Source organism: Ellagibacter sp., assembly GCF_048412355.1.
In the GTDB taxonomy this organism is placed as follows: domain Bacteria; phylum Actinomycetota; class Coriobacteriia; order Coriobacteriales; family Eggerthellaceae; genus Ellagibacter.
The window spans coordinates 23,382-48,015 of the sequence record NZ_DBFSAP010000039.1; the positions used below are offsets into that span (position 1 = coordinate 23,382).

The 24,634-nt window shown below is 57.6% G+C and carries 20 protein-coding genes and 1 riboswitch; of the genes, 11 read left to right on the forward strand and 9 right to left on the reverse strand.

Annotation, left to right across the window (positions count from 1 at the left end):
* Nucleotides 1-6: 6 nt before the first annotated feature.
* Nucleotides 7-540 carry an adenine phosphoribosyltransferase gene (locus tag ACMRQN_RS05550; protein WP_296062298.1) on the reverse strand — a complete coding sequence of 178 codons (534 nt, stop codon included), beginning with the start codon at nt 538-540 and terminating at the stop codon, nt 7-9.
* A gap of 632 nt (nt 541-1,172) precedes the next feature.
* On the opposite strand from ACMRQN_RS05550, the gene ACMRQN_RS05555 reads away from it, so the two are divergent.
* Nucleotides 1,173-2,807, forward strand: coding sequence for a hypothetical protein (locus tag ACMRQN_RS05555; RefSeq protein ID WP_418734154.1), 1,635 nt, complete (start codon nt 1,173-1,175; stop codon nt 2,805-2,807).
* On the opposite strand, the gene ACMRQN_RS05560 is transcribed toward ACMRQN_RS05555, so the two are convergent.
* Together ACMRQN_RS05560 and ACMRQN_RS05565 are read right to left on the reverse strand one after the other, a co-directional pair.
* Complete coding sequence (locus ACMRQN_RS05560; RefSeq protein WP_418734155.1) at nt 2,808-3,890, reverse strand: ParB/RepB/Spo0J family partition protein; 1,083 nt, start codon at nt 3,888-3,890, stop codon at nt 2,808-2,810.
* Nucleotides 3,883-4,920, reverse strand: a complete 1,038-nt coding sequence (locus tag ACMRQN_RS05565; protein ID WP_418734156.1) for a ParA family protein — start codon at nt 4,918-4,920, stop codon at nt 3,883-3,885. Before ACMRQN_RS05565 ends, ACMRQN_RS05560 begins: the two co-directional genes overlap by 8 nt.
* A gap of 557 nt (nt 4,921-5,477) precedes the next feature.
* Here ACMRQN_RS05565 and nrdG point away from each other — a divergent pair.
* A complete protein-coding gene (nrdG, locus tag ACMRQN_RS05570; protein WP_418734157.1) occupies nt 5,478-6,035 on the forward strand; it encodes an anaerobic ribonucleoside-triphosphate reductase activating protein in 558 nt (185 codons plus the stop codon).
* 106 nt (nt 6,036-6,141) lie between these two features.
* Here nrdG and ACMRQN_RS05575 read toward each other — a convergent pair whose 3' ends face one another.
* The 3 genes from ACMRQN_RS05575 to ACMRQN_RS05585 form a co-directional block, all read right to left on the reverse strand.
* Complete coding sequence (locus tag ACMRQN_RS05575) at nt 6,142-7,080, reverse strand: cation diffusion facilitator family transporter (protein ID WP_418734158.1); 939 nt, start codon at nt 7,078-7,080, stop codon at nt 6,142-6,144.
* Between the two features lie 85 nt (nt 7,081-7,165).
* Nucleotides 7,166-7,263: riboswitch (NiCo riboswitch) on the reverse strand.
* Between the two features lie 128 nt (nt 7,264-7,391).
* Nucleotides 7,392-8,756, reverse strand: coding sequence for an aminopeptidase C (locus ACMRQN_RS05580; protein ID WP_418734159.1), 1,365 nt, complete (start codon nt 8,754-8,756; stop codon nt 7,392-7,394).
* Between the two features lie 160 nt (nt 8,757-8,916).
* Complete coding sequence (locus tag ACMRQN_RS05585) at nt 8,917-9,150, reverse strand: glutaredoxin domain-containing protein (RefSeq protein ID WP_417048910.1); 234 nt, start codon at nt 9,148-9,150, stop codon at nt 8,917-8,919.
* Nucleotides 9,151-9,374: 224 nt separating this feature from the next.
* On the opposite strand from ACMRQN_RS05585, the gene ACMRQN_RS05590 reads away from it, so the two are divergent.
* The 3 genes from ACMRQN_RS05590 to ACMRQN_RS05600 all read left to right on the forward strand — a co-directional run bounded on the left by ACMRQN_RS05590 (nt 9,375) and on the right by ACMRQN_RS05600 (nt 12,278).
* On the forward strand, nt 9,375-10,433 hold the full coding sequence (locus tag ACMRQN_RS05590) for a hypothetical protein (RefSeq protein WP_418734160.1): 1,059 nt from the start codon (nt 9,375-9,377) through the stop codon (nt 10,431-10,433).
* Between the two features lie 72 nt (nt 10,434-10,505).
* Complete coding sequence (locus tag ACMRQN_RS05595) at nt 10,506-11,414, forward strand: patatin-like phospholipase family protein (RefSeq protein ID WP_418734161.1); 909 nt, start codon at nt 10,506-10,508, stop codon at nt 11,412-11,414.
* Between the two features lie 24 nt (nt 11,415-11,438).
* Entirely contained in the window at nt 11,439-12,278 is an 840-nt protein-coding gene (locus ACMRQN_RS05600; RefSeq protein WP_418734162.1) for a TrmH family RNA methyltransferase, read from the forward strand.
* 122 nt (nt 12,279-12,400) lie between these two features.
* On the opposite strand, the gene ACMRQN_RS05605 is transcribed toward ACMRQN_RS05600, so the two are convergent.
* The gene (locus ACMRQN_RS05605) at nt 12,401-14,338 is read right to left on the reverse strand and encodes an elongator complex protein 3 (RefSeq protein WP_418734163.1); all 1,938 of its coding nucleotides are present in this window, start codon (nt 14,336-14,338) and stop codon (nt 12,401-12,403) included.
* A 128-nt stretch (nt 14,339-14,466) separates the two neighbouring features.
* Between ACMRQN_RS05605 and ACMRQN_RS05610 the strand changes: the two genes are divergently transcribed.
* The gene (locus ACMRQN_RS05610; protein ID WP_418734164.1) at nt 14,467-15,312 is read left to right on the forward strand and encodes a class I SAM-dependent methyltransferase; all 846 of its coding nucleotides are present in this window, start codon (nt 14,467-14,469) and stop codon (nt 15,310-15,312) included.
* A 108-nt stretch (nt 15,313-15,420) separates the two neighbouring features.
* Here ACMRQN_RS05610 and ACMRQN_RS05615 read toward each other — a convergent pair whose 3' ends face one another.
* Nucleotides 15,421-16,428: a DMT family transporter gene (locus tag ACMRQN_RS05615; protein ID WP_418734165.1), complete on the reverse strand. Its 1,008-nt coding sequence runs from the start codon at nt 16,426-16,428 to the stop codon at nt 15,421-15,423.
* Between the two features lie 510 nt (nt 16,429-16,938).
* Between ACMRQN_RS05615 and thrH the strand changes: the two genes are divergently transcribed.
* Nucleotides 16,939-17,538, forward strand: a complete 600-nt coding sequence (gene thrH, locus ACMRQN_RS05620) for a bifunctional phosphoserine phosphatase/homoserine phosphotransferase ThrH (protein ID WP_418734166.1) — start codon at nt 16,939-16,941, stop codon at nt 17,536-17,538.
* Between the two features lie 114 nt (nt 17,539-17,652).
* Here the strand turns inward: thrH and ACMRQN_RS05625 are convergent, their stop codons facing one another.
* Nucleotides 17,653-18,939 carry a radical SAM protein gene (locus tag ACMRQN_RS05625; RefSeq protein WP_418734167.1) on the reverse strand — a complete coding sequence of 429 codons (1,287 nt, stop codon included), beginning with the start codon at nt 18,937-18,939 and terminating at the stop codon, nt 17,653-17,655.
* A gap of 218 nt (nt 18,940-19,157) precedes the next feature.
* Between ACMRQN_RS05625 and ACMRQN_RS05630 the strand changes: the two genes are divergently transcribed.
* The 4 genes from ACMRQN_RS05630 (at nt 19,158) to ACMRQN_RS05645 (ending at nt 24,298) form a co-directional block, all read left to right on the forward strand.
* A complete protein-coding gene (locus tag ACMRQN_RS05630) occupies nt 19,158-20,138 on the forward strand; it encodes a helix-turn-helix transcriptional regulator (protein WP_418734168.1) in 981 nt (326 codons plus the stop codon).
* Nucleotides 20,139-20,261: 123 nt separating this feature from the next.
* The gene (locus ACMRQN_RS05635; RefSeq protein ID WP_418734169.1) at nt 20,262-22,892 is read left to right on the forward strand and encodes a DEAD/DEAH box helicase; all 2,631 of its coding nucleotides are present in this window, start codon (nt 20,262-20,264) and stop codon (nt 22,890-22,892) included.
* Nucleotides 22,893-23,106: 214 nt separating this feature from the next.
* Entirely contained in the window at nt 23,107-23,493 is a 387-nt protein-coding gene (locus ACMRQN_RS05640; RefSeq protein WP_418734170.1) for a heavy-metal-associated domain-containing protein, read from the forward strand.
* A gap of 286 nt (nt 23,494-23,779) precedes the next feature.
* Nucleotides 23,780-24,298 (forward strand): hypothetical protein, encoded by a 519-nt coding sequence (locus ACMRQN_RS05645; RefSeq protein ID WP_418734171.1) that lies wholly within the window; start codon nt 23,780-23,782, stop codon nt 24,296-24,298.
* Nucleotides 24,299-24,634 lie beyond the last annotated feature (336 nt).

Below are 24,634 nucleotides of genomic sequence, written 5' to 3' on the forward strand. Positions count from 1 at the left end.
ACTTCCCTACTTCACCTGGACAAGTGCGAACACGTCAACGTCGGTCTCTTTCGCAATAGCCTCGCGCGGATGAAGGAATTCCAGCTCCATAAGAAAGCCCATACCCGCCAGCTTGCAACCGTATTGCGAGACCAGCTTAGCCTGTGCGACCGCCGTGCCGCCGGTAGCCACCAAATCGTCAATGATCAACACCACGTCGTCCCCGTCGAGAGCATCCACGTGCATTTGGAGCTCATCGGTGCCGTACTCCAACTCATAGCTTTCCGTTCGGACCTCACGAGGCAGCTTGCCCGGCTTGCGCGCAGGCACGAATCCTGCGCCAAGACGGTACGCAACCGGCGCCCCGATGAGGAACCCACGCGCTTCAGCACCGACTACTTTCGTAACCCCCGCGTCCTTGAAATGGTCGGCGATCGCATCTATTGCGGCATGGAACCCTTCGGGCTCTTTCAACAGCGTCGTGATGTCCTTGAACACCACTCCCTTTTCCGGATAGTCGGGGATGTCGGTTATATGGCCCTCAAAATCGTAGGCAGCCATTGGTTTCCTTTCCTGGCAGCTTGCTCGAACTCAATCTATTGTACCTCGAATGCCCCCTGCGGTCCTTTACCTTACCGTCCGCTGCCATGATTTGACATGTGAAGGAATTATGGAGAATCTCTTATACTCCTGAATCTCTAGACTTAGTTCGATTCTCTCAACCTGATCTCTGATCATTTTTGTTGAGCAACAACGTCTTAGCGTTCTTTTCCCCAGTTTTCCCTCATCAAATTCTTTTTCTTTTATCGCCTCCTGCTAGTCAGGCCCGTTATTTCTTTTCATTGCTTTATGCGTTAATTCTTGTTATGTTTTCTGATAGCGACTCTGCATCAGGCGTTTTCCTGCCGTCGCTAACAAATAACGGTGGACTTTTCTATGTTTCTTGTTATAATCTCTCGCTGTAAGTTGGATGCGAAAGCATTCGGTCGATAAGAAAAAGAAATCCCCTTCAGCGCCAACTGAGGGGGATTTGATAAGTGACCGAAATCACTCACGTCGCAATGAGTATTTTATCACTTAGACGATATACGTGCAATACGCGCGTGCTCTTCGTCACTTTTCCATATCGACATAAGGAATTGTTCGCTCGTCTAACGGTTGGGGCATTGCTTCGACCGTTGGTTAGGTGCATTGTGTCGGTAGGGTTTTCACATAGCGACTCTTCGCATTGCGATCTCGATGAGAGGGACACGTTTTTCCGTGCCCTCTTCCACGACGACCGCAACAGCTCTTATGCCCTTGCTACCTGCATTGACGGCACTTGGCGTGAGTCAATGCACAAGCACTCGCACCTTTCTTTCATCGGCGCGCCGAGCAATGGGTCGCTCTATGTTTCCGTTAACGGTTTTTCCGGAGATAGACGTCGTCTCGATTCGCTCAGGCAGATCAACGCTCTTTTCTTCGATCTTGATTGCCACGGATCATCTCGCTCGCAAACCGACAACGCGATTTGTAATGCACTTGAAATCATCAGCGAGGCTGTACGGATTGAGAAGCTTCCTCGTCCAACGCTCACCGTCGATTCCGGTCGCGGTCTGCACCTTTACTATGTCTTGAACCGCTCCATCCCCTATCGATGCTCTGCCAACGGTCCTGTCAACGAGAAGGCGCTCAGTTTATTCCAACTAGTTCAGCAAAAACTATCAGGAACCCTCTCCCGCCTCATGGAGCCGATTGATTGCATTGATGTTGATAAGAAGGTGTTCGACTTCACTCGTGTCTCGCGTGTGCCGGGAAGTTTCAACCCTGTTGCCCAGCGTTACGCTCGCCTTTTGTCGTCAAGCGACTCTTACTATGATCTGAGTAAACTTAACGCTAAACTTGGTGGATTTGCAAAGCATGTCGTCTCGCCCGAGATGAGGCATTCGACAAACGCATTATTCTCGAAGAAACACGGTGACGACAGTCCGCTTTTGCGGTCTCGTTTAGCTAATGTGATTTCCCTGCAAACTCTTCGAAATTTCGACTGCGAAGGCTCGCGTGAGCTCATGTGCTTTGTTTTCTACAACACTGCTGTTCAACTTGTCGGGCCGAACGATGCTTCTCGGCAGCTTTGCACATTCAACTCACATTTCACGCAGCCTCTTTCGCAAGCTGAGCTCGATAGTGTTGTTCGCTCGGTCGATCGAGTTGTGAATGTACGGGGTCAACGTGGCTATTACGTATTGAGCGCAAAAAGAATAGTGGAGATGCTCGCTCTAACCGAGCAAGAGAAGATTAGGATTCAATTCCACACGTCAACTCGTTCAATCATTCGGGAAAAGGCGAAAGAGGCCACTGCGTCGCGCCGGGCCTTAAGAGATAAAAGGATTACCAATCTTTATCGAAGCGGCGATTTCACTCAAAACGAAATCGCTCAAAGGGTTGGTTGTTCATTGAGAACTGTTGCGAGCGTTCTTTCGCGAGCAAGACGACAGCACTTCAGTTCACTTCCGAAGCTGCAAATAGCAGTTCCTTTTGTTGTGCAACAACATAGAAGAATTGTGTTATGCAGCATCGGTCAATCGCATCTGGAAAATGAAAAGCTGTTACAGATGCGATTGACAACCAATCGCGCATTCGCATTCAATAGGCCGAACAGCATCACTACCTGGCCTAACCATGACTTACAGAACACATGTAACCGAGAGAAAGAAGTCTCTTTTAACAAACAACATGAAAACAAGCCTAACAAGATTCTCAGCAACTATGCAATTTTTTGTCATACGTGTTTATCTGTAGTCCGCCTTTCACCCCTTTATTCTCTCAACTCGAGTTGGGTCGTATGATTACCTCAATTTATCGAGTGCTTCTTGTTGCTGTTCTATCTCTCTTAGTAGCTTCTTAATCTCACCGATTAGCTTATAGTCTGCCTCTCCTGAGACTTTGTCAGCCTTTCGCAGAGCGTTTTTAGCTGTCTTGAGATATCCGTTGATGTCCTTCGGCTTTCTTGGATGCTGGTTTGAGGAAGTTACCTGCCTTTGATTTAATGCTGTTTCGTTGCTTTTGTCTGGGTCTACCGGAAGATCAGTTTCTTTGATCTCCTGCACAAGTGCTGTTATCTCATCACTGTCGTAGTTGTTTGATTTAACTGATTCGATTACGAAATTTTGCTTGTCTCCTGGTAGTTTGGAGATTGCTTCTGCTTGAGTCTGGGTAATTTTGCCTTCGTCGAGTAGGTCGTTACCCTCTTTTGCCAGATTGCGTGCAATGTTTAGCAGTACTTGCGCTGTTCTTTCCGACACTCCGAAATGCTCTGCGAGAACTGTTTTGGTATTGCGGCCCTTCAGGCTTGGGTCGTCCTTTCTCCACTCGACGAGTTTGTCGGCAAGCACCTTGAAACCCTGGGCTCGCTCGGAAGGCGTGATGTTTCTCTGCCCCATGTTGCTTGAGTGCATGATGAACTCTGCTTGCTCATCGCTCAGCGACCCAAGTTTGTGGCAGCGGCCGGGAACCATTCGCCATGCGTCGCCATACTTTTCTGCGAGAAGCTTGCAGGCGCGCCAGCGTCTTTCGCCATCGACGATTTGAACGCCGTTTTCGGTTTCGCGCAGGATGAGGGGCTCAACTTCCTTGCTGTTGTAGATTAATCCTGCGAGGTTTTTTACATCCTCTTCCGTTATCTTGTAGGCATTTTTCGGATTTGGTTTGATGTCTTCGATGTCAAACCAGTCAAACCCCATCTCGCTCAGTAGCGTATTGCGTCGATTATCGTTGGCCATCTTGTCAGTAATCGATGCATTCTGGTTGTCTCTTGCATTAAATGCGGCAACTCGTAGCTCTTCTTCAGAGAGTTTCTCATGTTTCGTGACAACATTTGCCACTGCTCCCCCATTCCGAGCGATTGCCGCTTGCAGCTTTTTCTTAGGCATTCATTTCCTCGATTTCTTGAGCGAGCAAACGATATTGCATTCCAGGTTTGCTGTCGGGCGCGTAGGTAATCAACGGTTCCATTGCAAGGCTTGCCTCTGGGACCACTGTACTTTTCTCAATCTTGGTATTGAAGTACTCTGCGTTCGGAATTGCTTCTTTAAGCAATTCGCATCCGACTTTGTAGGCAGAGGTCTTTCGTTCGATCATCGTTTGCAGAATCTTCCAATGCTGCGGGAGTCGGCGGCGTTCTTTTGCGGTCCTGTTAATGGTATCAATCGTCTGCGAAAGTCCTGCAATCGCAAAACCGTCAACTTTGATGGGGATGATAATGTGCGAAGCATTGTTTCCGGCTTCAAGCGCTACGATTGCGTTCGTGGTCGTCATATCCAAGCGCGGACCGCAGTCGATGATAATGTAATCGAAACGATCCTCGCCTTCTTTCGCCATTTCCTCAACGAGGTCTTCAATTGCATAGCACAGTCGCGTATCGACGCCGCCAGCGATTTCTGCTTTGAGGCGGGTATCTGCATCTGCGAAACGGAAATTCGAAGGAACACAGAAGACGTTGCTGTAATCTGTCGGCTTCATGACGTCCCGAAGGCTTTTTCTTTGTCCGTTCGGTGTTGTCTGATAAAGAACGTCTGCGATGCAGGCTTCTTCTGAGCGAGGGTCATACACTCTAAGGCTCTGGCTTACGTTTCCCTGGCCGTCCATGTCGATCACTAGGACTTTGTATCCCATTTCGGAAAGGCAAACTGCTAGGCAAGTGCAAGTCGTGGTTTTTGCAACGCCGCCTTTGTAGCTCATGATCGAAATAATAGTCGGCTTTTCTGCGGATTGCGTCAGCTGTCCGTTGAGAAGTAAATCGGCAAGTTGAGATTTGTTGAGGCCGCGTCGCTCTGCTTCTCTTTCGAGCTCTTCTACGGTCTCCCTGCCCAGAGAAAGCGATTGCTGTTGCTTTTCTCCGCCTTTCGACTTACCTTTGGTGGCCATTTTGACCTCTTTCGTTTCCGACTGATCTTTCGACATGCCGTATCCTATCATTGCTGTGTTTGTGTTTCGTTTGATTTTGGCTCTGTGCAGTCGCTGCACACTTTGTCGTTTGCATCATTCTATACGCTTCATTTTTATACTACAAGTGTTATCGCTTACTATTTTTACTAATTGCAAGAAATTTACTCCTACATCATTCAGTGTCTGCAACTTATCGCATTCTTGTTGATTATTTGTCTTATGCGTTACTGTGCAGCTACTGCACAGTAACTGAAATCTCAATTTCGAATGTTGCTTGATAACGAGTAGTTAAGCACTGTGCAGTGGCTGCACAGTAGGGGATCGCACAATGTCAAGCATAAGATAGGTGGAGCAGGTTTAGTGATGTGCAGCGACTGCACAGCGACACTTTGATTGCTCATTAGCGTATTCGAGATGACAGGAATCAATGGAAGGTAGAGTCTTGGCATAATAGGGAGAAAAAAGGTCAAGAAGAACGAAATGAGTTTCGACTAGAAATGGACTTAGAATCGAGACAACAGAAGAGGCGAAGAAATGAGATAATCCAGAGAGACCAAGGGAGAGGTGAATAAATGAATTACTCCACAATCAAATACTTCGATATTGCAAATGGAGAGGGTGTTCGTACGACGTTGTTCGTATCCGGCTGTCGTCGAGGCTGCCCTGGTTGCTTTAACTCAGAAGCGTGGGATTTCTCGGCAGGTAAGCCATTTACTCGTGAGGTTGAGGGCAAAATACTCGATAGCTTGAGCGCTTCATATGTTGATGGCCTAACTCTCCTGGGGGGTGAGCCGATGGAGCCCGAAAATCAAGCGGGACTGTTGCCGTTTCTTCGAAGAGTGAAAGAACACTACCCCGACAAATCCATCTGGTGCTTCACGGGGGAGCTATACGAGAATCTTCTCGACGCTAAGTCACGATGCTGCTGCAAGGAAACCCAGGAGATTATGTCCCTCATTGATATATTGGTGGATGGCCCATTCGAACAAGATAAACATGACATCACGCTCAGGTTTAAAGGATCATCAAACCAGAGAATTATCGATTTAGCGAAAACAAGAGCGGTGGGGAAGCTTCGACTTTGGGAAGACGATCCGCATTATGCGACACATCGTATGAATTGCGATTAATCAATTAGAAATGTTTAAGCTTCAAGATAGATAAGGCCGCCACGAAGAACGTGACGGCCTCAAAAGACTCAATTGCTAGATTACGCCAAGGTTGAAATCAGAGTTTCTATGCAGGGTTCTCGTGAATCATAATGTGTTTCACATTGTCAAAGTGAGACTCAACGGCATCGTGAGCGGCTTCAGCGATTTCATGAGCTTGGGTAAGCGTTTGAGAACCATCAACGGCGATTTCTGCGTCAACATATACCTTGTTTCCAAACTTTCGCGTGCGAAAATCGTCGATTCGGATGACACCCGGCGTGCTGCTAATAACATCTACGAGCTCATGTTCGAATGCCGAATCGCAAGCGGTATCAGTTAGGCTGCTAAGCGATTCCTTCAAGACATCGAATGCGACCTTCAATATGATGACGCAGATGACCAAGCTGGCAATTGCGTCTCCTGCATGAAATCCGAGCATCGAGGCGCCGATGCCGGCAAGCGCTCCAACAGAGGAGAGCGCGTCAGATCGATGGTGCCATGCATCGGCCATGAACGCGCTCGAGTTGATGGCCCGCGCCCAATGGCGGGTGTACCAGAACATGCCCTCCTTGGCGACGATGGAGACCGTTGCCGCGATGAGTGCAATCAGGCTTGGCGTTGCCGCGTCGAGGTAAGACCGCGTTGCGATGCTTTCCAGGCTTGAATATCCGATTGCCAAGCCGGTGAACAGGAGAATAAGCCCCAAAGCGAGGGAGGCGACGCTCTCGAACCGTTCGTGTCCATAGGGGTGGTCGCTATCGGCGTCGCGCTCAGCAAGCCTCACTCCCGCAAAGGCGATAGCGGTCGCGACCACGTCCGAAAGCGAGTGTACCGCATCGGATATCATCGCGGTGGAATTGCCGAAAATGCCCGCGAACAGCTTAAAGGCTGCAAGGAAGATATTTCCGCCCACTCCGACAGTGGCGACTTGCCGGGTAACTTTTTGCCTATCCGGAATGCGGCTGTCCTTGCGAGACTTCGGGTCTTCATCATTAATAGGGTTGGATTCGATGTTTTCTGCCATGATTCGAACTCCTTGGGTAGGGAACAGTGTCTCTTAGCTACCCGCGCTCGCGTTCGGAAAATACAAAACGCGCCTGCGGAACGGCAACTGTCCCGCAGGCGCGCTCAAAGGTGCATCTGCTGCCGACGTCCCCGCCGGCCCGGCTCCATAGCTCAACGCCACGGCCTGATCAGTTTGCGCTGTAAAAGCTTGTCGCAACGGTTGTGCGGCAATGCAGTGCAAAGAGTGGCCATATTGTAATAGTGCCAGATTCGGTTTGTCACCACTAACATCACAATTGTGTCGAAATCGTGAATCAAGCTGGTGAAATATTACGCAAGAGCGCCCATGGGATCCCAAGGTGCAAGGATAGCGGGGTCGCTATCGTAGGCTGCAAGCTCGTCATTGGTAAGGTATTTCCTGTCAACGACAACCTGATAGACGTACTCCGAGAACCAATCGTCTGTCATGAGGTCGTAGCCATCGTGGCCGTGGTCTTTGCCCCAGCTGTTCTCGACGCGCCAAAGCGTGGGCTTACCCTCGCCGTCGAAGTTCACTCCCTGAAACACCATCGCATGTGTCATGAGCGATTCACCATAATCGAGTCGAGCCGCTTTGTCCAAGCCCGCCATTACCGGCACGCCGAACAGCCCGTCGGCATCCATGGTACCGATACCCATCATTCCGTCATCCTGCAAGTAGTTTTGATCGACATCGCAGCCGAACCATACGGGAAGACCGTCCTTGAGCTGGGCGATAGCCGCTCTTTTCAGGGACTCGATGGGAAGGTTCACGTAGTGGACCCCGCCATCCTCGGCAACATTACCAAGGAACCTTACGGAATATGAACGATAGTACGGCTTGTCTTCGGTCGGAGCGTTGATGACCGAGATGTAGTCGTCGAGGTTCATGCCTACGTATTCGTCAAAGAACTGCTTTGGGCTGAAGGTCCCCAAAACGACCAGCTTGTCGTCCTTGTCGCGGATACGGGCTTCAAACGACTTCGGCGGCTCGCCGAGGCAAATTGCAAGCATTCGGTAGAACTGCTCGAGAAGCTCAGCCTGCTTTGCGGCAAGGGTCTCCTTGTCGGCACCGCCCGCGATCATATCGCGAAGCGCTTTAGCGCCAGCGCGAAGGAAGCGAGTAAGGAAGGCATCCATATCTCCCGTGTTCGACGAGCAGTGCGTTTCGGGCATGGCGTCCTTCGGCACGACGCCGTATTTCTTCACGATGGATCGGAACATGTCCCACTGCCCGCCGTCGCAGAGCGGGTCAAGGAGAAGAAACGAAACATCTCGCGAGGTCACAGGCTCATCTGCGGTGGCAATGATGTTCTGGAAGAACCAGTTGGCGCGCTCGTACTTGTCCCAGAAGAGGGGATAGGCTTGCGATAACTCGAACGTCTTCAGGTTCAGCTTCTTCATGATGCGAAAGCGCATGGTGTTCAAGCTTGCGAACATCCAACAACGGCCCGAACGCTTCTGGTTGGTGATGTCGCCTTGGGAGAGTTGGACATCGAAGGTGCCCGCATCGAGGCTGAGCGCCTCGGGAACGCGAGCGACTTTGCGGATCGGGCTTGCGGAAACGGCATTCTTTGCGATTCGCGCGGCTGGGTCCGAGGCAAAGGCCGCATGCGCATTACGGGTGACCTCGTCGGGGATGGCGGTGTAGGCGATAGGGCCTTCGGTTTGATTCATAGATACCTCCAAACGGGAGAGCTGCAACTTATGTTCGGAGGTTAGCACAATGGCGGGAAAACGGGCAGGCCGGTGGCGGCCGGTGGAACAAAACCGAGCGGCCGCCCGAGGTGGGAAGCGCACTCTCGGATGGCCGCTCGGCACAAGGCGATGAGGCCCTTTATTTCATGGCCTCGAGTTTCGCCAGCACTGCTTCCTGTCCTTCGATAAGCTCGCCGCCCACGTAGAGATAGGGAATCTTGTTTGCGTCGCCGCCGAGCGCAAGCAGCTCTTGGTAGGGGGCTTCCTGCTCGACGTCGCGCTTGTCGAGCTCTATCCCCAGCTCATCGGCGAGGTTCACCGCCACCGAGCAGGTTGAACAGGGCGCCCAGTAATAAAGAATAGGCTTTTCCATCGAGAATCCTTTCAATCGGAAACACTACGGCAAGTATACGCTTAGGTAACTTTCTTGGCGGCTTCGATCGCGGTAGAGCCTTGCAGCGGGGCGAAAGTGACTTATCTGTGAGGGTTGGGTATCAATCTGGCGAAGAGTTCCCCTGGTTCAAATTCCCACCACATGAGGAGGATATGTTCTACCTTCGGAAAGCAAGCGAGAAGATGATAAGCACGAGGTTGAACATGGCTGAACGGGCAAAGGACACATCATTCACGGCGAAGAGCTTGTTCGAGGGGCTCTCTGGCGCGCAGCTTACGGCGGGCGCGCTTGCCGCGGTGACGTCGATGCTGCTGTCGGCGCAGATTGGCATCGCAGGGTCGGTGATCGGCGTTGCGGTTGGCTCGGTCGTCTCGACGGTCGCGTCGCAGGTATACAAGCGCTTCCTGGAGCAGTCGGCGACTAAGCTGCGCGGCATGCACGGCTCGGATGAGGAGTCGAGTACTGACGGCGTTGGCGACGCTGAGGGGTTGGAAGGTTTAGAGGCGGTCCCATTTGGGGCGGAGGAGGTTGGCACAGCCTCGACGGAAGAAGATGTGCGAGCCGACGGCCCGAAAGCGGGGCAAACCGAACAAGCTGAGTTTGCGGGCGCTTCGATGAGGGCCGTCGATCAGCTCGCCTCGGGGCGTGTGGTTGCTGGGGGAGTGCCCGGCCGCGCCACGGCGACGCCTCACCTGGGTGATAAGTCGCTCGCTGGGGACATCACTGCGCAGCATGTTCGCGAGAAGCGCGAGCATGATAAGCGCATGCAGCGAGGCGTGATCGCCGTGTCGATAGTGTCCGCACTCGTCGCGGTGGCGGTGAGCGCGGGATTTGTCATGCTGACCACGCAAGGCCAGGGTCTTGGCGCGAAGCCAGCGGCAATCGAACAGGTTGTCCGAGGGAACCAGGATTCGGACGCGCAGCAAGATGCACAGGCGGACAAGCAGCATGCGATTGAGTCCGAAACGAGTAGCGACTCCCAGAACGCGTCCGCGTCGAGCGCAGCTTCGAATACGACGAAAAGCGACTCCTCGGATGCTAACAGCTCGACCTCACAAAATCAGTCAGGGTCCTCTCAATCGGGGACACAAGAAAGCGGCCAGGGGCAAAGCGGCACCTCGACCTCCTCAAGCCCGAATGCGGGCACATCCTCATCGGGGGAGCAGGGGAGCACGAGCGGCGGGAATACCTCGTCTAGCCAGGACTCCGCATCGGGGTCGTCGTCTGCTTCCAGCGGCACCGCATCTGAAAGCAGCAAATAGAGGTTTCGCAAGCGCGGCCAATCGCATGGATGCAGCCAACAATCGGGGTCTCGTCGGGGTATAATCCCTGCCATGTCTCAACACGAACCCAACATAGACGATGTCGCGCTCATCTTCGAGGGCGGTGGCATGCGCGCAAGCTATACGGCAGGCGTGGTGACGACGCTGCTCGAGCGCGAGCTGAACTTCCCGAAGGTTTACGGCATTTCCGCCGGGGCAAGCCATACGGTCAACTACGTGTCGCGCGATATCGAGCGCTCGCGCGCCTCGTTCACCGATTTGGTGCGCGACCCTGAGTTCGGAGGTGTCGGTAGCTTCCTATCTGGCAGAGGGTTTTTCAACGCGCATCACCTCTATGAGGGAATCGCGGAGGATTTGGCGGGCACCGACGAGGTGATGGCCTTCGACTTTGACACGTTCCTCGCGAACAAGGCCGAGGTGCACATCGAGGGATTCGATTGGGAAACCGGCGAGACCGTGGCGTGGACGAAAGCGGATATGCCGACGATGCGCGACATGATGCTGCGCGTGCGCGCCAGTTCGACCATGCCCCTGTTCATGCCTCCGACGACGATTGACGGCCGCACCTATATGGACGGCGGAATGGGAACGAGCTGGGGAATCTGTCTTGATGCGGCGCGTCGTGACGGTTTCGAGCGCTTCTTCATTGTGAGAACGCAGCCGCGGGGATATCGCAAAAAGCCCCTTGGCGCTTTGCCGCGCGCCGTGTTCCGCGCCGCTTTTCGGAACCATCCCTTGGTTGCCGAGCGCACCATCGAGAGGCCATCTCGCTATAACGCTCTGTGCGACGAGGTTGAGCGGCTCGAGCAGGAGGGCTTGGCCTGCGTTTTCTATCCCGACGAGATGCCCGTCGACAACAAAGAGACGAACTGGGAGAAGCTCTGCGCGTCCTACGATGCGGGCTACGCGCAGGCGCAACGCGAGGCAGCCTCGTGGGAGGCGTGGATTGGTGGCCGGTAGGCGATGTCGCAAGAGGGGAGAGCAATGCCGATAATCGCATTGGAGCAGACGGGCAACGCGGATGTCGAGAGGGACGGGGACCTCTCCTTGTTCACCCGCACGGCCGACGCGGAACTGCGCGAGAGAGGGCTGTTCATCGGCGAGTCGCTCAAGGTGATCGAGCGCGCGATGGCTGCTGGCGCCGTCCCGCGCGCGATGCTTTTGCCCGAAAAGCTGCTTGAGGACACGATGCCCGTTATGGAACAAGCGCTTGCGGTAGATGCCTCGACGCCGATTTACGTCGCGCCGAAGGCGCTCTTCAAGGAAATCACTGGGTATGAGGTGGTCAGAAGCGCGCTTGCCGTATTCGAGCGCCCGTCTTTACCAAGTGTGACCGAGCTGCTGGGCAGGTTGGGTGCACGTCGAGTGGCGGTGCTCGAGGACATTGGGAACTCGACCAACATCGGGGCGATTTTCCGCTCGGCCGCCGCGCTTGGAGTCGACGCGGTCCTTGTGACCCCGTCGTGCCACGACCCGCTCTTCCGCCGTGCCGCGCGCGTGTCGATGGGGACGGTGTTCCAGGTTCCCTGGACGCGGATCGGAAGCATTCGGTCTTGGGCGGGGGAGGGGGTTCCGCTCCTTCATGACCTGGGGTTCAAGGTCGCGGCGATGGCCCTGTCCGACGAGTCCATCTCGCTTGACGATAAGGCGCTTCGCTCCTGCGAGAAGCTCGCGATCGTCCTCGGAACTGAAGGCGAGGGCTTGTCTCAAGCCACGATCGGCGCAAGCGACTACACGGTGAAGATTCCCATGGCGCACGACGTCGACTCACTGAACGTGGCTGCAGCCAGCGCCGTTGCCTTCTGGGAACTGCGGGCACGGTAGGCTTGCCACGGGCGCGGGACAAAGGTTGGGCGAGCGTCTCTTTCCCGCTTCTTGGGAGGAGCTGGCATCAAGAGCTGCGGAATCGACGGTCGCAAGGGGCTGCCCCTGCGTGCTTTGCAAACTTAAAGCTCTTTTTGCTGGTAGAGGCCGTGTTGCTCGAAGCCGAGGGTCGCATAGTATTCGCGCGTCCCCACCGCGCTGATGACGTTTATGCGCTCGTAGCCTGCCTCTCGCGCGATATCGCATGCCCGAGCGACGAGCTTGCGGCCCAGCCCCGTGTGCTGCGCGCCCGTGCTTGCATGTCCGAGCGCAGCGACGGCGCCGTACACGTGTACCTCGCGGATCATGGCCTCGCCTGCAGCTAGAGGGAAGGCGTCATGGGTGGAGCGTTCTGCTTGCGCGCTTGCGCTTGCGGGCGTAATATCTCGTGAGGCCTGGTGAGAGGTGGCCTTGCCTTCGAATGGCATTGCCTCGCACCCCGTTGAGCCGATCGCCCCGCGCTCGTTTTCTGCCTCCGCGCGTGCAGCTGCGATCGCATCGGCTTTCGGCAGCGACAAGCGCAAGAAACCTGCAATTTTCCCTTCGGGCGTTACCCATTGCAGGAAACGCTCGCTCGATACGGTGGTCTCGTAGGGGAACTCGGCGAGTTCAAGCTTGCTCAAGTCTGCCCCGCGCGTGCCGATTTCGCGCGTCCTGATTTCGGCCACCGCTGCCTCGCGGCGCGCCAGCTCGCCATCGACCATCTGGCGCAGGTTCACCTTCTTGTTGCCCGCCATGATATCGTGCGAGGAGATGTCGCGGATCATGCGCGACACGCGCACGTAAGGAGGCGTGACCTGCATGTTTGCAACCAGAACACCAATAAGCTCCTCCTCGGCGTAGGGTCTCCACGTGCTGTTTCGCCAGTGTTCCACAAGACCCGTGCCGTCGACGAGCGCGCAAGGGTACATTTTCACCTCGTCGGGGAGGAAGCGCCTGTCGGTCACGAGCGCACGGTACCCCGCGACGTCGCTCTCGGGCGTGGCCCCGTAAAGGTTGGCCATGAAGTGCGCATGGATTTTGAAGCCGAACAGCCTTGCGAGCTCGAAGGCGCGCCCGATGCGATCGAGGGAGATGCGGCGCAGGTTCGCATCGAGTATGTGCTGGTCAAGGCTTTGAATGCCGATTTGAACCTTTGTTGCGCCGAGTGCCCGCATCTCGGTGAGCGCTCCGGGGGTGATGCAATCGGGGCGCGTCTCGATGACAAGTCCCACCGAGCGATGCGCGGCCTGCACGTTGAGCGCATGCTCGAGGGTGACGTCTGCGAGCGCGGCCGTCTGGCTGTTGCTCGCCTGCCGCCACCCCGCATCGTCCCCGTAGAGTTCGCGGACTGCTTGGTTGTAGGTGAGTTCGCCGCAAGTGACCCGCGCCTGCTCGTCGCGAGTAAATGCGGCAAGGTCGTCTCTCTCGCTTTTGATGCCGCATTGCTCGTAGAAGGCGCGCCGCTCGGTGATGCTCGCCCGTTGCACGTTTGCGTCCGATGCCTCGTTCAGCGCGCGGAAAAGTTCGCGCATGAACCAAAAACGGTATGCGCGCGGATAATCTGTCCAGGTGCCGCCGAGGACGATGAGCTCGACCTTGTCGGTCGTGTGTCCCATGTCGGCGAGCGTGCGCAGCCGCAGCGCCACCTGAAGATAGGGATCGAACCAGTTGCGCTCGGCTCGCTGGCAGGCAGGTTCATCTGCCAGATAGCTTTTCGGCATGCGGATGTCGTTCGGGCAGTAGAGGCAGGCGCTTGCGCAGGGCCACGGCTTGGTGAGCACCGTGACGGTCGCCACACCCGATGCGGTGCGCATGGGCTTCATCCGCAGGGTGCGCACGAGGAGCGCTTCGAGTGCGTCGTCGATGCCCCAGCTGCGCCACAGGTCGGGATTGCGTTTCTTCGTTTGCTGGTAGAAGGGGAGGAGCTTCTTCTTTGCCACCGCGCGCACGGGTCCTCGTAGCTCGCGGTTGCGCGCGCGGATAATCCGGTCGAGTGCGTTCGCGTCGAGCGGCTGGCCCTGCTCTTTCAGGGCTGACAATATGGTTTCGAGGGTTTTCTGCATAAGCGGCATTGTACGCTATGCGGACCCGGCGCGCGCTGGCGGATCGTCGGCCCGCTGCGGACGGCGCGTTGCGTCGCGAAGCGATACAATGCACGGGATGACTTATGGATACTGAAACCGCCCGAAAACTGTGCGACATAACCTCGACTTTCTACCGCGAGAACGCCTCGTCGTTCTCGTCGACCCGCCGCGCTTCGTGGGCGGGTTGGAGGCGCTGCCTCAACGAGATGGGGATCGGTGCTGAGCCGTCGTCGGATGCGAGTGCGGCTTTCCCAAAGGGCGCGCTTCTCGAAGGCGCCGCTTTCGCCGCCGGCCAAATTCCTCGCGATCCGCTGCGTGTGCTCGATGTGGCGTGCGGCAACGGGCGCTTCCTTCGCTTTCTGCAAGAGGCGCTGCCCGGTGCGGCGATAGCCTACTTCGCGGTGGACGATTGCGAGCAGCTTGCGCGCGACGGGCTCGCGGGCGACGCCGACAACGTTGCCTTCCAGAAGCTTGATATCGCAAACTCGCTGATAGACGGTTCGATTGAGCGCGCAATCGAAGCGCCGCCTGTCGATATGGCGGTGTGCTTCGGGTTCTTCCACCACATTCCTGGTGCCGATTCGCGGGCGGCGCTTCTGCGGGCGCTCGTCAAGAGCGTGCGTCCCGGCGGGCACGTGGCGGTGTCGCTTTGGCAGTTCGCGAAGAGTCCCGAGCTTGCAGCAAAGGCGGTAGAAACGACGGCGAAAGCTCGCGTGGAGTATGGGCTGCCCGCGCTCGATGAGGGCGACTACCTGCTTGGATGGCAGAACAGGCAGCATGCATACCGCTATTGCCACACCTTCTCGGATGGGGAAGTGGCCGACCTCTCTCGTGTCGTCGACGGCTGGGCAAGCCTTGTTGCGCGGTTCGAAGCGGACGGCCGGACGGGCGCCCTGAATAGCTATCTCGTGTTTCGCCGTCGGGCTTAACCGCTATCATGACCTATGCTCCGCGGCCAATCGCGGACTTGGCATCGAGAATGCGGGGTTTCTCGTTTAGTAGCCAAAAGGTGCCTTGCTAGCTGCGATACTCGCAGTTCAGCGGGCGATTCTTCCACGGTTCCGTTTGACGGGCTCGCTGGATTCCCAGCTTGTGGTGGCCGCTGGCCCGTCGGCGACGGACTCGTCGAGGGCGGAGTCGGCGGCAGCAGCAGCGGCGCCGCCTCCCTTGTCGCCAAGCTGAGTTGCCGCGATGGAGGCGAAGATGAGCACGAATCCCAACGCCATTCTCGGCGTGAGCGCCTCGCCGAAGAATGCCACGCTAAACAGGGCGCAGAACACGCTTTCAAGCGAGCAGAGCAGGCCCGCCTCGGAAGGGGACACATGTGCCTGTGCTGTGTTCTGCGCCACGGCTCCAAAGGCCGCCGAGAGGACGGCAACATAGGCCATGGCGCCGATGAACTCGGGAGTGGTCACCTGCGCCGCCGTTGGCATGGGCTGCGTGGTCAAAGCGAGCAGCAGGGCCAAGATGCCGCTGGTGAATTGCTGGACGACGGTGGTGGTCAGGATATCGTTGTCGCGCATGACCAGACCGATGATCACGATTTCGGCGCCGTAGAGGAACGCCGAGAGAATGCTGATGCCGTCTCCCAGGCTGATGGAGAAGCTGTCGGTCAGTGACACCATCCCGATGCCAATGGCGCATATTGCCGCGGAGATAAACACTTTGGCGGACGGGCGGCGGCGCGAGACCACCCACCAGATGAACGGCACAGTAAGGCAATAACATGCGCTCAAAAAGGCGTTCTTCGATGGTGTCGTCATGCCCAGGCCCAGAAACTGAGTCCAGAACCCGAGGAACGTGGCCACACCTATGATCATGCCCGCCTTCAGTGTCTTTCGACAGAAATTTCGCTTGATATGGGGAAATAAAATGATGAGCAAAACGATGCCCGCCCCAAAGAAACGGATGGCGGTGAACCAGGTGGCGCCAACGGTGGCGATGGCGCTTTTGCCGATCACGAAGCCGAGGCCCCAGATGGCGGCGGCTGTGGCGAGGGTGAGCCGATAAACGCTCGTCGGGTATTGTTTGTCGAGGATGCTCATAATTGCTTGTGCTCCTGGCAACTCGGAGAAATGATACGGCTAGCATGGAACTAGGATGCCAGCCACCTCTTCAATTGAGCTTGCGAAATGAACCCACTGCCACTTGCGCAGCGAGGAGACCCCCATGTTTTCCGTGCAGTTGAAGAGGGTATGTGGGATATCGTAGAAGCCATTCGAATTGAACATTATGCACGGTCTGCCTGGCAGTTCAAGTGATATGAGGGAAATGACCTCGCTCGTGCCGTTTACGACAGGATTGGCCTTGTTGCACGGTTCGAGGCGGGCGGCGGGACGGCACCCCGAACAGTTGAGCTTCGCGAGCGAACGATGCAAAGCGCCATCGACGTCGTATGCGGGCGCCGTCCAGCCGATTGCTTGAATGCCGACGTTTTCGATAGGCTATCATAGGGCAGTGCCCTCCCAGCTCGCGACGTCGCGTGCTGCGGGCCCTAACCTCCGTCGCGCTGGAATCCTCCAACGCCTTGAGCCTGCATAAGGAAAGGATGTCCTATGAACGTGGTTTGCTTGGATTTGGAAGGTGTGCTCGTCCCCGAGATTTGGATCGCGTTCGCCAAGGCGAGCGGCATCCCCGAGCTTGAGCGAACGACGCGCGACGAGCCCGACTACGACAAGCTCATGAACTTCCGCCTGGACATCCTGCGCGAGCATGGACTTGGTCTGGCCGAGATCCAAGACGTGATCGCCACAATCGACCCAATGGAGGGCGCCCGCGAGTTCCTCGATGCGCTGCGCGAGAAGACGCAGGTCATCATCATCTCTGACACCTTTGAACAGTTTGCGCAGCCCCTTATGCGCAAGCTCGGCTGGCCCACCATCTTCTGCAATTCGCTCGAGGTGGGCGAGGACGGCGCCATCGCCGGCTACAAGATGCGCTGCGACCAGACGAAGCTCACGACCGTTCGCGCGCTGCAGAGCTGCGGGATGGAAACCATCGCTGCAGGCGATTCGTACAACGACCTGGGAATGATTCGCGCAAGCAAGGCGGGCTGGCTGTTCAAGGGTGCGCCGTCGACGAAGGCCGAGAACCCCGATGTCCCCACGCTCGAGGAGTACGACGAGCTGCTCGCCGCAATCGAGGCTGCGCTGTAGGAAGCCACCAAGGTCCACCGGTGCGAAAGCGGCATTTGGCGACGCGTTTGCACCGGTGGATCATCGTATTCTCTAGTTCTTGGGCTACGGAGGCTGCGGGGCATCCCAAGCGCGCTATTCAGCTACGCGCAGGTCAAGCTCCTGGATATACGAGCCGTTCTCGTCCGATTCGAGCACGGCATACGCAACGGCCGGCGTGACGCTCACGCCGCGCAGAAACTCCAGATAGCGCAAGGGAAAGGTCGTCGAGTCCTCCTCATCGCTGTCGACCATCGTATCGCAGCCGGCCGTGGCGAGGACGGGGCGCGCCACCTCGCGGTCGGGGCCGAACACCTTTGCCGTCTTCAGGAAGAAGTCCCCCTCGTCGAAGGTGAAGCAGGGGTGCACATGGGCAGCGCGCTCGTTTCGCTGCCGCATCTCGCTTCGATGCTTGTTATCGAGCGAGCAGTAGTGCATGCCAAACGAGAACCCCTGGTCGTGTGCCCATATCATCAGCGAGAGCGCAAGCTGCTCGCTGCCGGCGATGGGAAGGCCGCCCGAGTAGCCGTAGTCGTACATGACATCGAAGGGCGGGTTGCGCACGACAAGGCCGCGGCGCGCGAACTCGTCCCAGCTGTGGAAGGGGAAGCAAAACTCGAGCATGTTGATACCGCGGATGCTGATCTCCTCGAAGCTCGCGAGCAGCTCTTTCATGCGCGCCTCGGTGCCGGGGATGATGGGCATCTCCACCATGACGTCGGGAATGTAGCGCTTCGCCAGGCGCATCGCGTCGAGCACGCGCTGCTGCATGGGCTCGGGGTCGAAATCCTTCACGCTGAAGCGGATCTCTTGCAGCCCCGCGTCACGCAGCGCTCGCGCCATGTCCTCCGTCAGCAGGTCGCCCGAGGTATACATGCGCTTGTGCGCTTCGGGGAAAAGCTCGCGCGCGCGGTTGAGGAACGCGATCGACGCGTCGAAGCTCAAAAGCGGCTCGCCTCCCGTGAGCCCGATGACGGCGAGGCCGTTTTTGTAGGTTTCGGCGGCGCGGGCGAGGCCCTCTTCCCATGGGCAGCCCTCGCGGACGAACTTGTCGTAGTCCGCCTGGTTGTGGTTGAAGCAGAAATAGCAGTCGCGATGGCACCTGAACGTGGTGGAAAACGTTTCGGAGCCTTTGTTTCCCGTGCACTCGATGCATGCCTTCGAGATCCAGCCCATGCGAATTGACGCACCTGCGTTACGGAACTCGGCTCCGCGTTGCGCAAGCTCGTCTCGCAGTTGGGCGATCTCGGCATCGGAGGAGCCTGCGGGCGCGAATTCCACGCCATGCTCGGCGAGCGCGCGAAGGTAGGTCTCGCGGACCTCGTCGTAGTGGCGCAGCGCCGCGCGAAGGGAATCGTTGCCTGCCAGGGTGCCTGCGTTCATGAAGTCACATCCAAGTCGTCGTCCGGTTGCATCTGCCTTGCGATTATAGCCGACCTTGCTCGCTTGCGCCCTTTCCGATAATTTGACGTCTTCTGAGACAACTTTGGGACGGGTAAATGTCATAATCGACGTGATTTTTGTAACGAATGCTAGTTTACCTGGGGAAACAAAGAAGTATAATCAGTGTGGTAACTGAGGCATAAAAGGGAGGGTGTCCCGTGGCGGCCAATTTGCAAAAACTCAAGCTCCTCTACATTGCGAAGATGCTCGTGGAGGAGACCGACGCTGTCGCCGGCTTGACCATGGCGCAGATTCTCGAACGCCTCGAGGCTCACGGCATCATGGCGGAGCGCAAGTCGGTCTATCGCGACATCGAGTCGCTGCGGGAATTCGGCCTCGATATCCAGACGTTTCAGCGAGCGCCGCTCGAGTACGCCCTTGTCACGCGATCTATCGAGCTTGACGATCTGATGCTTATCGTGGACGCCGTGCAGAGTTCGCGCCATTTGACGCAGCGCAAGTCCGACGCGCTCGTTCGCTCGATCAAGCGTCTCGCGCCCAAGCGCGAGCGCGACCTGCTTGACCGTCACCTTTCCGTAAGCGGGCGCATCAAAATCCAGGGCGACTCGCTGCTCTACAATGTCGACCGCATCCTGGAGGCGATCGCGGGCAAGCGCAAGGTGTCGTTCCGCTATTTCAGCTACAACGCCGCGAAAGAGAAGGTCATGCGCCGCAGCGGCGAGCGCTACGTGGAGACGCCTGTGGAAATCATCGTGAACCAAGGCGTGTACTACCTGGTCACCTACAATCCCGAAATCGACACCTTCGAGGGCTTTCGCGTCGGGCGCATGGATTACGTGGAAGTCTCCGAGGAGCGGGCGGCGAAGGTTCCCCGCCAAAGCGATTTCTCGGTCGAGCGGCTCAACAATGCGGTCGTCGGTGCGGCTGGCGGTGCGTTCGTCGACGCGACGCTTATCGCCGATGGCCATGCCATGAACGCCGTCGTCGACCGCTTCGGACGCGACGTCGCCTCCACCGACCTCGGTGACGGCACGGCGCGCATCGAGGCCCGGGTTGAAGAGGGCCCTGCGTTTTACGGATGGCTTGTCCGGTGCAACGGCATGGTCCGCATCGAGGGGCCGGAGTCGCTCGCGGAGAGCTACAAGCAGTATCTGCGTGCCATTCTTGAGCAGTGTTAGCATCATTCGGCTGCGCTGCGCTACACTTCGAAGAACTGAATGCGAATTCGCGGTGACTGAGTCGGGCGGGCCAGCAGGTCCGCCCGTTTTGTCGCGCGGGCGAACCTGTACGAGGAGCGACTTTTGTCTGAACGAACCAACGACGGCGTATCTGTCCACGTCACGACTCCCGAGAGCGAGGTCGCGCAGCTTGCGGACGCGTCCCGCGCGCATGAGCCCGGCGAGCTTGGTGCGCTGGCATGCAAACTCTACGACGAGAACCCTAACCTGACAGAGGAAGAGGCCTACGAGGCGTTCATTGGCTGGGTCGAGTCGCGCGGTATCGAGCTGTGGCCTCATCAGGAAGAGGCCCTCATGTCCATCATGGTCGGCGATCACGTGATCTTGGGAACGCCGACCGGCTCGGGCAAGTCGCTCGTCGCGCTCGGCATGCACTTCATCGCGATGTGCTTCGGCGAGCGCTCCTACTACACGGCGCCCATCAAGGCGCTTGTGAGCGAGAAGTTCTTCAACCTGGTGGACATCTTAGGCCGCGAGAACGTGGGCATGATCACGGGAGATGTGCACATCAACACGTCGGCCCCGGTCATCTGCTGCACGGAGGAGATCCTCGCGAATCAGGCGCTCGCCGAGGGAAAGGACGCCCCCATAGAGAGCGTCGCCATGGACGAGTTCCACTTTTTCTCCGACTCCGATCGCGGTTGGGCTTGGCAGGTGCCGCTGCTTGCGCTTCCCAATGTGCAGTTTCTGCTGATGAGCGCCACACTTGGCGACGTTGACCAGATTGCAGGGCTGCTCGAGCGCCAGACGGGCAAGGACGTCTCTCGCATCATCGACGCGCCGCGCCCGGTTCCGCTTTCCTACGAGTATGCGCTCACGTCGCTTGAAGGCACGGTCGAGCTTGCGCTGCGAAAAGGGGAGGGGCCGCTCTACATCGTCCACTTCTCGCAGGACGCGGCGCTCTCGAGCGCGTCGGCGCTGGCGAGCTACGGCGTGGCGACGAAGGAGCAGCGCGAGGCGGTGAAGGAGGCCATGAAGGGCGCGCGATTCACCACCGCGTTCGGCAAGACGTTGAAGCGCCTGCTCGGCTGCGGTGTCGGCGTGCATCACGCAGGGATGCTGCCCCGTTATCGCCTGCTGGTGGAAAAGCTCGCCCAGCAGGGCGTTCTCCCCGTCATCTGCGGAACCGACACGCTCGGCGTGGGCATCAACGTGCCCATCCACACCGTCGTGCTCACCGCGCTCACGAAGTTCGACGGCCACAAGATGCGCCGTCTGCGCTCGCGCGAGTTCCACCAGATCGCGGGGCGCGCAGGGCGATCGGGCTTCGATACCGAAGGCGTGGTCATCGCCGAGGCGCCCGAGCACGAGATCGAGAACCACAAGGCCGAGGTGAAGGCTGCGGGCGATGCGAAGAAGCTCCGCAAGATCAAGAAGAAGAAACCGCCCGAGAACTTCGTCAACTGGAACGAGGACACCTTCAACCGCCTGGTGGAATCAGTTCCCGAGAAGCTTACGCCCCGCATGCGCGTCACTCACTCGATGGTGCTCGCCGAGGTGGAGCAGGGGGGCGACGCCCGCGCCCGCGTGGAGGAGCTCATTGCCGACTCGCTGCAAACCGACGAGGAGAAGGTGGCGCTCTCGCAGCGTGCCGACGAGGTGTTCGCCACGCTCATCGCCGCGGGCGTGGTCGTGAAAGAGGATCTGCCCGACGGGGGCGCGAGCTACTATGTGACGGTTGACCTTCCTGAAGACTTCGCGCTCGACCAGCCGCTTTCACCCTTCTTGCTTGCGGCTTTGGAACTTTTGGACCCTGAAGATGATGACTATGCGCTCAACGTGGTGTCGATGGTCGAGGCGACGCTTGAAGACCCGCGCCAGGTGCTGCGCGCCCAGGAGCGCCGTGCGCGCGACCGTGCAATGGCCGAGATGAAGATGGACGGCGTGGAATACGAGGAGCGCCTCGAGCGTATCGCGGACGTGACCTACGAAAAGCCCCTCGAAGATCTGCTCGATGCCGCCTTCGAGAAATACTGCGAGGGCGTGCCGTGGGCGCGCGACTTCTGCCTGCGCCCGAAGTCGGTGCTGCGCGACATGCTGGAGAGCGCCGCGGACTTCAAGGGGTATATCCAGAAGCTGGGGATCACGCGCTACGAGGGTGCCCTTCTCAGGTATCTGTCCGAGGCGTTTCGCGCCCTCGACCGCACGGTTCCCGAGGGCAAGCGCGACGAGCGGCTCGAGGACGTCGTCGCTTGGCTGGGGCTTATCGTGCGCTCGGTCGACTCGAGCTTGGTCGACGAGTGGGAAAACGCGGGCGCCGCGCTCGATGCCGCGCCGCCTTTGCCCGAGGACGAGCCGGTGGTACGCGATCGTCGCGGGCTTACCGTTCTTGTGCGGAACGCCCTGTTCAGCCGTGTGCGTGCGGCGGCGCACCGCGACGTTGCGACGCTTGGCGAGATGGATGCGGACTGGGGCTTCGGCGAGCGTGCTTGGGCGGTGGCGCTCGACGAGTTCTACGACGCACACGAAGAGGTGCTTCTCGATGCGGATGCGCGCTCGAAGGCCTATCTCGTGCTCGACGAGTCCGACGAGGAGTCGGCCCACGTATGGCATGTGCGCCAGATTTTCCACGATGCGGAGGGCGACAGCGATTTCGCGATAGCGGCCGATGTCGATTTGGACGCCACACAGGCAGGTGACGGGGTGGTGTTCGCGAACTACCGCGTAGGGTTCGCCGAGGACCTGGGGGAATAGTCGGTCGGGAGCTTCAACCGCCTTCTGCGCCCCTCGGCGCCGAACCACTGCTGGCTCGTGCATTCTCATATACCCCTAGAGGGTAATGGATACTCTGTGGCGTCTTCTTTCGCGACGGTTTTCCCTCGCTAACTTCTCGTGCTACACTGTCGAAAGTATCAAACGGGAAACTTCTTGCGTATCAAGAAGCGAAGGCTTTCGGAGGAGCTGCTGCATGAACGCACCAACCTTGATCCTCATCGTCGCTATCGCAATCCTTATGGTCTTCGCGCTTCGCCGAGCCTACCGTGTGTTCTCGCTCAAGGATGACTGCTGCGGCGGCGGCCCGAAAGCTCCCAAGGCGAAGAAGGTGGCTGCTGTTACGGTGGAAGACACTGACGAGGCGAATTATCCCTTCTCGCTTGACGTTAAGGTGAAGGGGATGACCTGCAAAAAGTGCGTCGGGCGCGTGCAGAACGCCCTCAATGCGCAGCCGGGGACATGGGCGAGGGTCGACCTGGGGTCGGGCATGGCTCACATTTTGGCGAAAGCCCCTATCGACCGCGACGCCGTCGAACGTGCGGTGGAGGACGCGGGGTATTACGTGTCGCATCGCGATTAGCTTTTCTGCTAGGGTAATCGCCTCGCTGCAGCGCCGCTGAACAGAAATAGTGCGCGAATCACCAGAGCAATATGGGCTTTTTGTATGGCTGGCATACCGCTAGCAGACGAAGTTCTTGCAGTGAGGGAGTTGCTCTGCCATAATCCAGGCGCAAAACCAATAGTGGGATTTGGAAATGCTCGAGGTGCGCGATGCCCCTTGTTTCGGGGCCGAATGAACGAATCTCGAAGACGTGGCTCTCACATGCGGTTTCTCGAAAAGCAACTGTGCTTTAATGGGTGGGGGATTGAGCGAAACGGAACAAGAAGATAACTCGCGCAAAAAGAAGCGGCGCATCATTATTCTGATACTGCTCCTTCTCCTGCTTCTTTCCATCGGCAGCTGCGCGATGTGGCAATTCTCTCAACCTAAGGCCGACCCCGGCGCGACTGTGCAAGCCCACGAGGGCAAAAGCGACGAAGAAGTTATTGCCGAGCTCAACCGCCAGGCGGAGGAGTCGCGCATGACGATTTCCGTGTCGGCAAAGCCCAAGCTATCGGATGGAAAAGTGCGCGTTAACGTGTCGAATGTGGCGGAAAACAAGTTCTCGCAAACGTTCACCCTTTCGCAGGACGGCGTCGAGCTGTACAGCTCCGGGCTTATCGCCCCCGGCGAGGTCGTCGAATGGTGCGAAGCGCCGGATGCCCATGAGGGATCGGCGACCGTGACCGTACAGGGCTGCGACCCCGAAACCGGTGCGCCGTCGGGCAACCCCCAGTCTGTTGCCGTCGCTATCGTTGCGGCCGACTTGAGCGGGAACCAATAAGGCCAGCCAAAGAGCGCAGTCCGACATCGAAAAGGCACCAAGCTGCCGACATCTTCGGCGGCAGAAAGCAAACAATGAGGCGGGAAGGGCCCGCTTCGCTCAAGAAAGGAGACCAGCTATATGAAGTCAAGGGATAATCCGAAGTTTTTTGAAGCCGAGTAGGTTTATCCGATTAACGCACTTTGACAGCCGAACATCGAATGCTTTTGGGCGCAATGGGGCGCATCGCAGATGCGATGGCGGCTAGGGCGGATATGCCAACCGGGGCTACTTGGCCGGGTCGTACGGCTTCCCGTCGCGCATGACGGCGTAGACGACGTGGCACAGCTTCCTCGC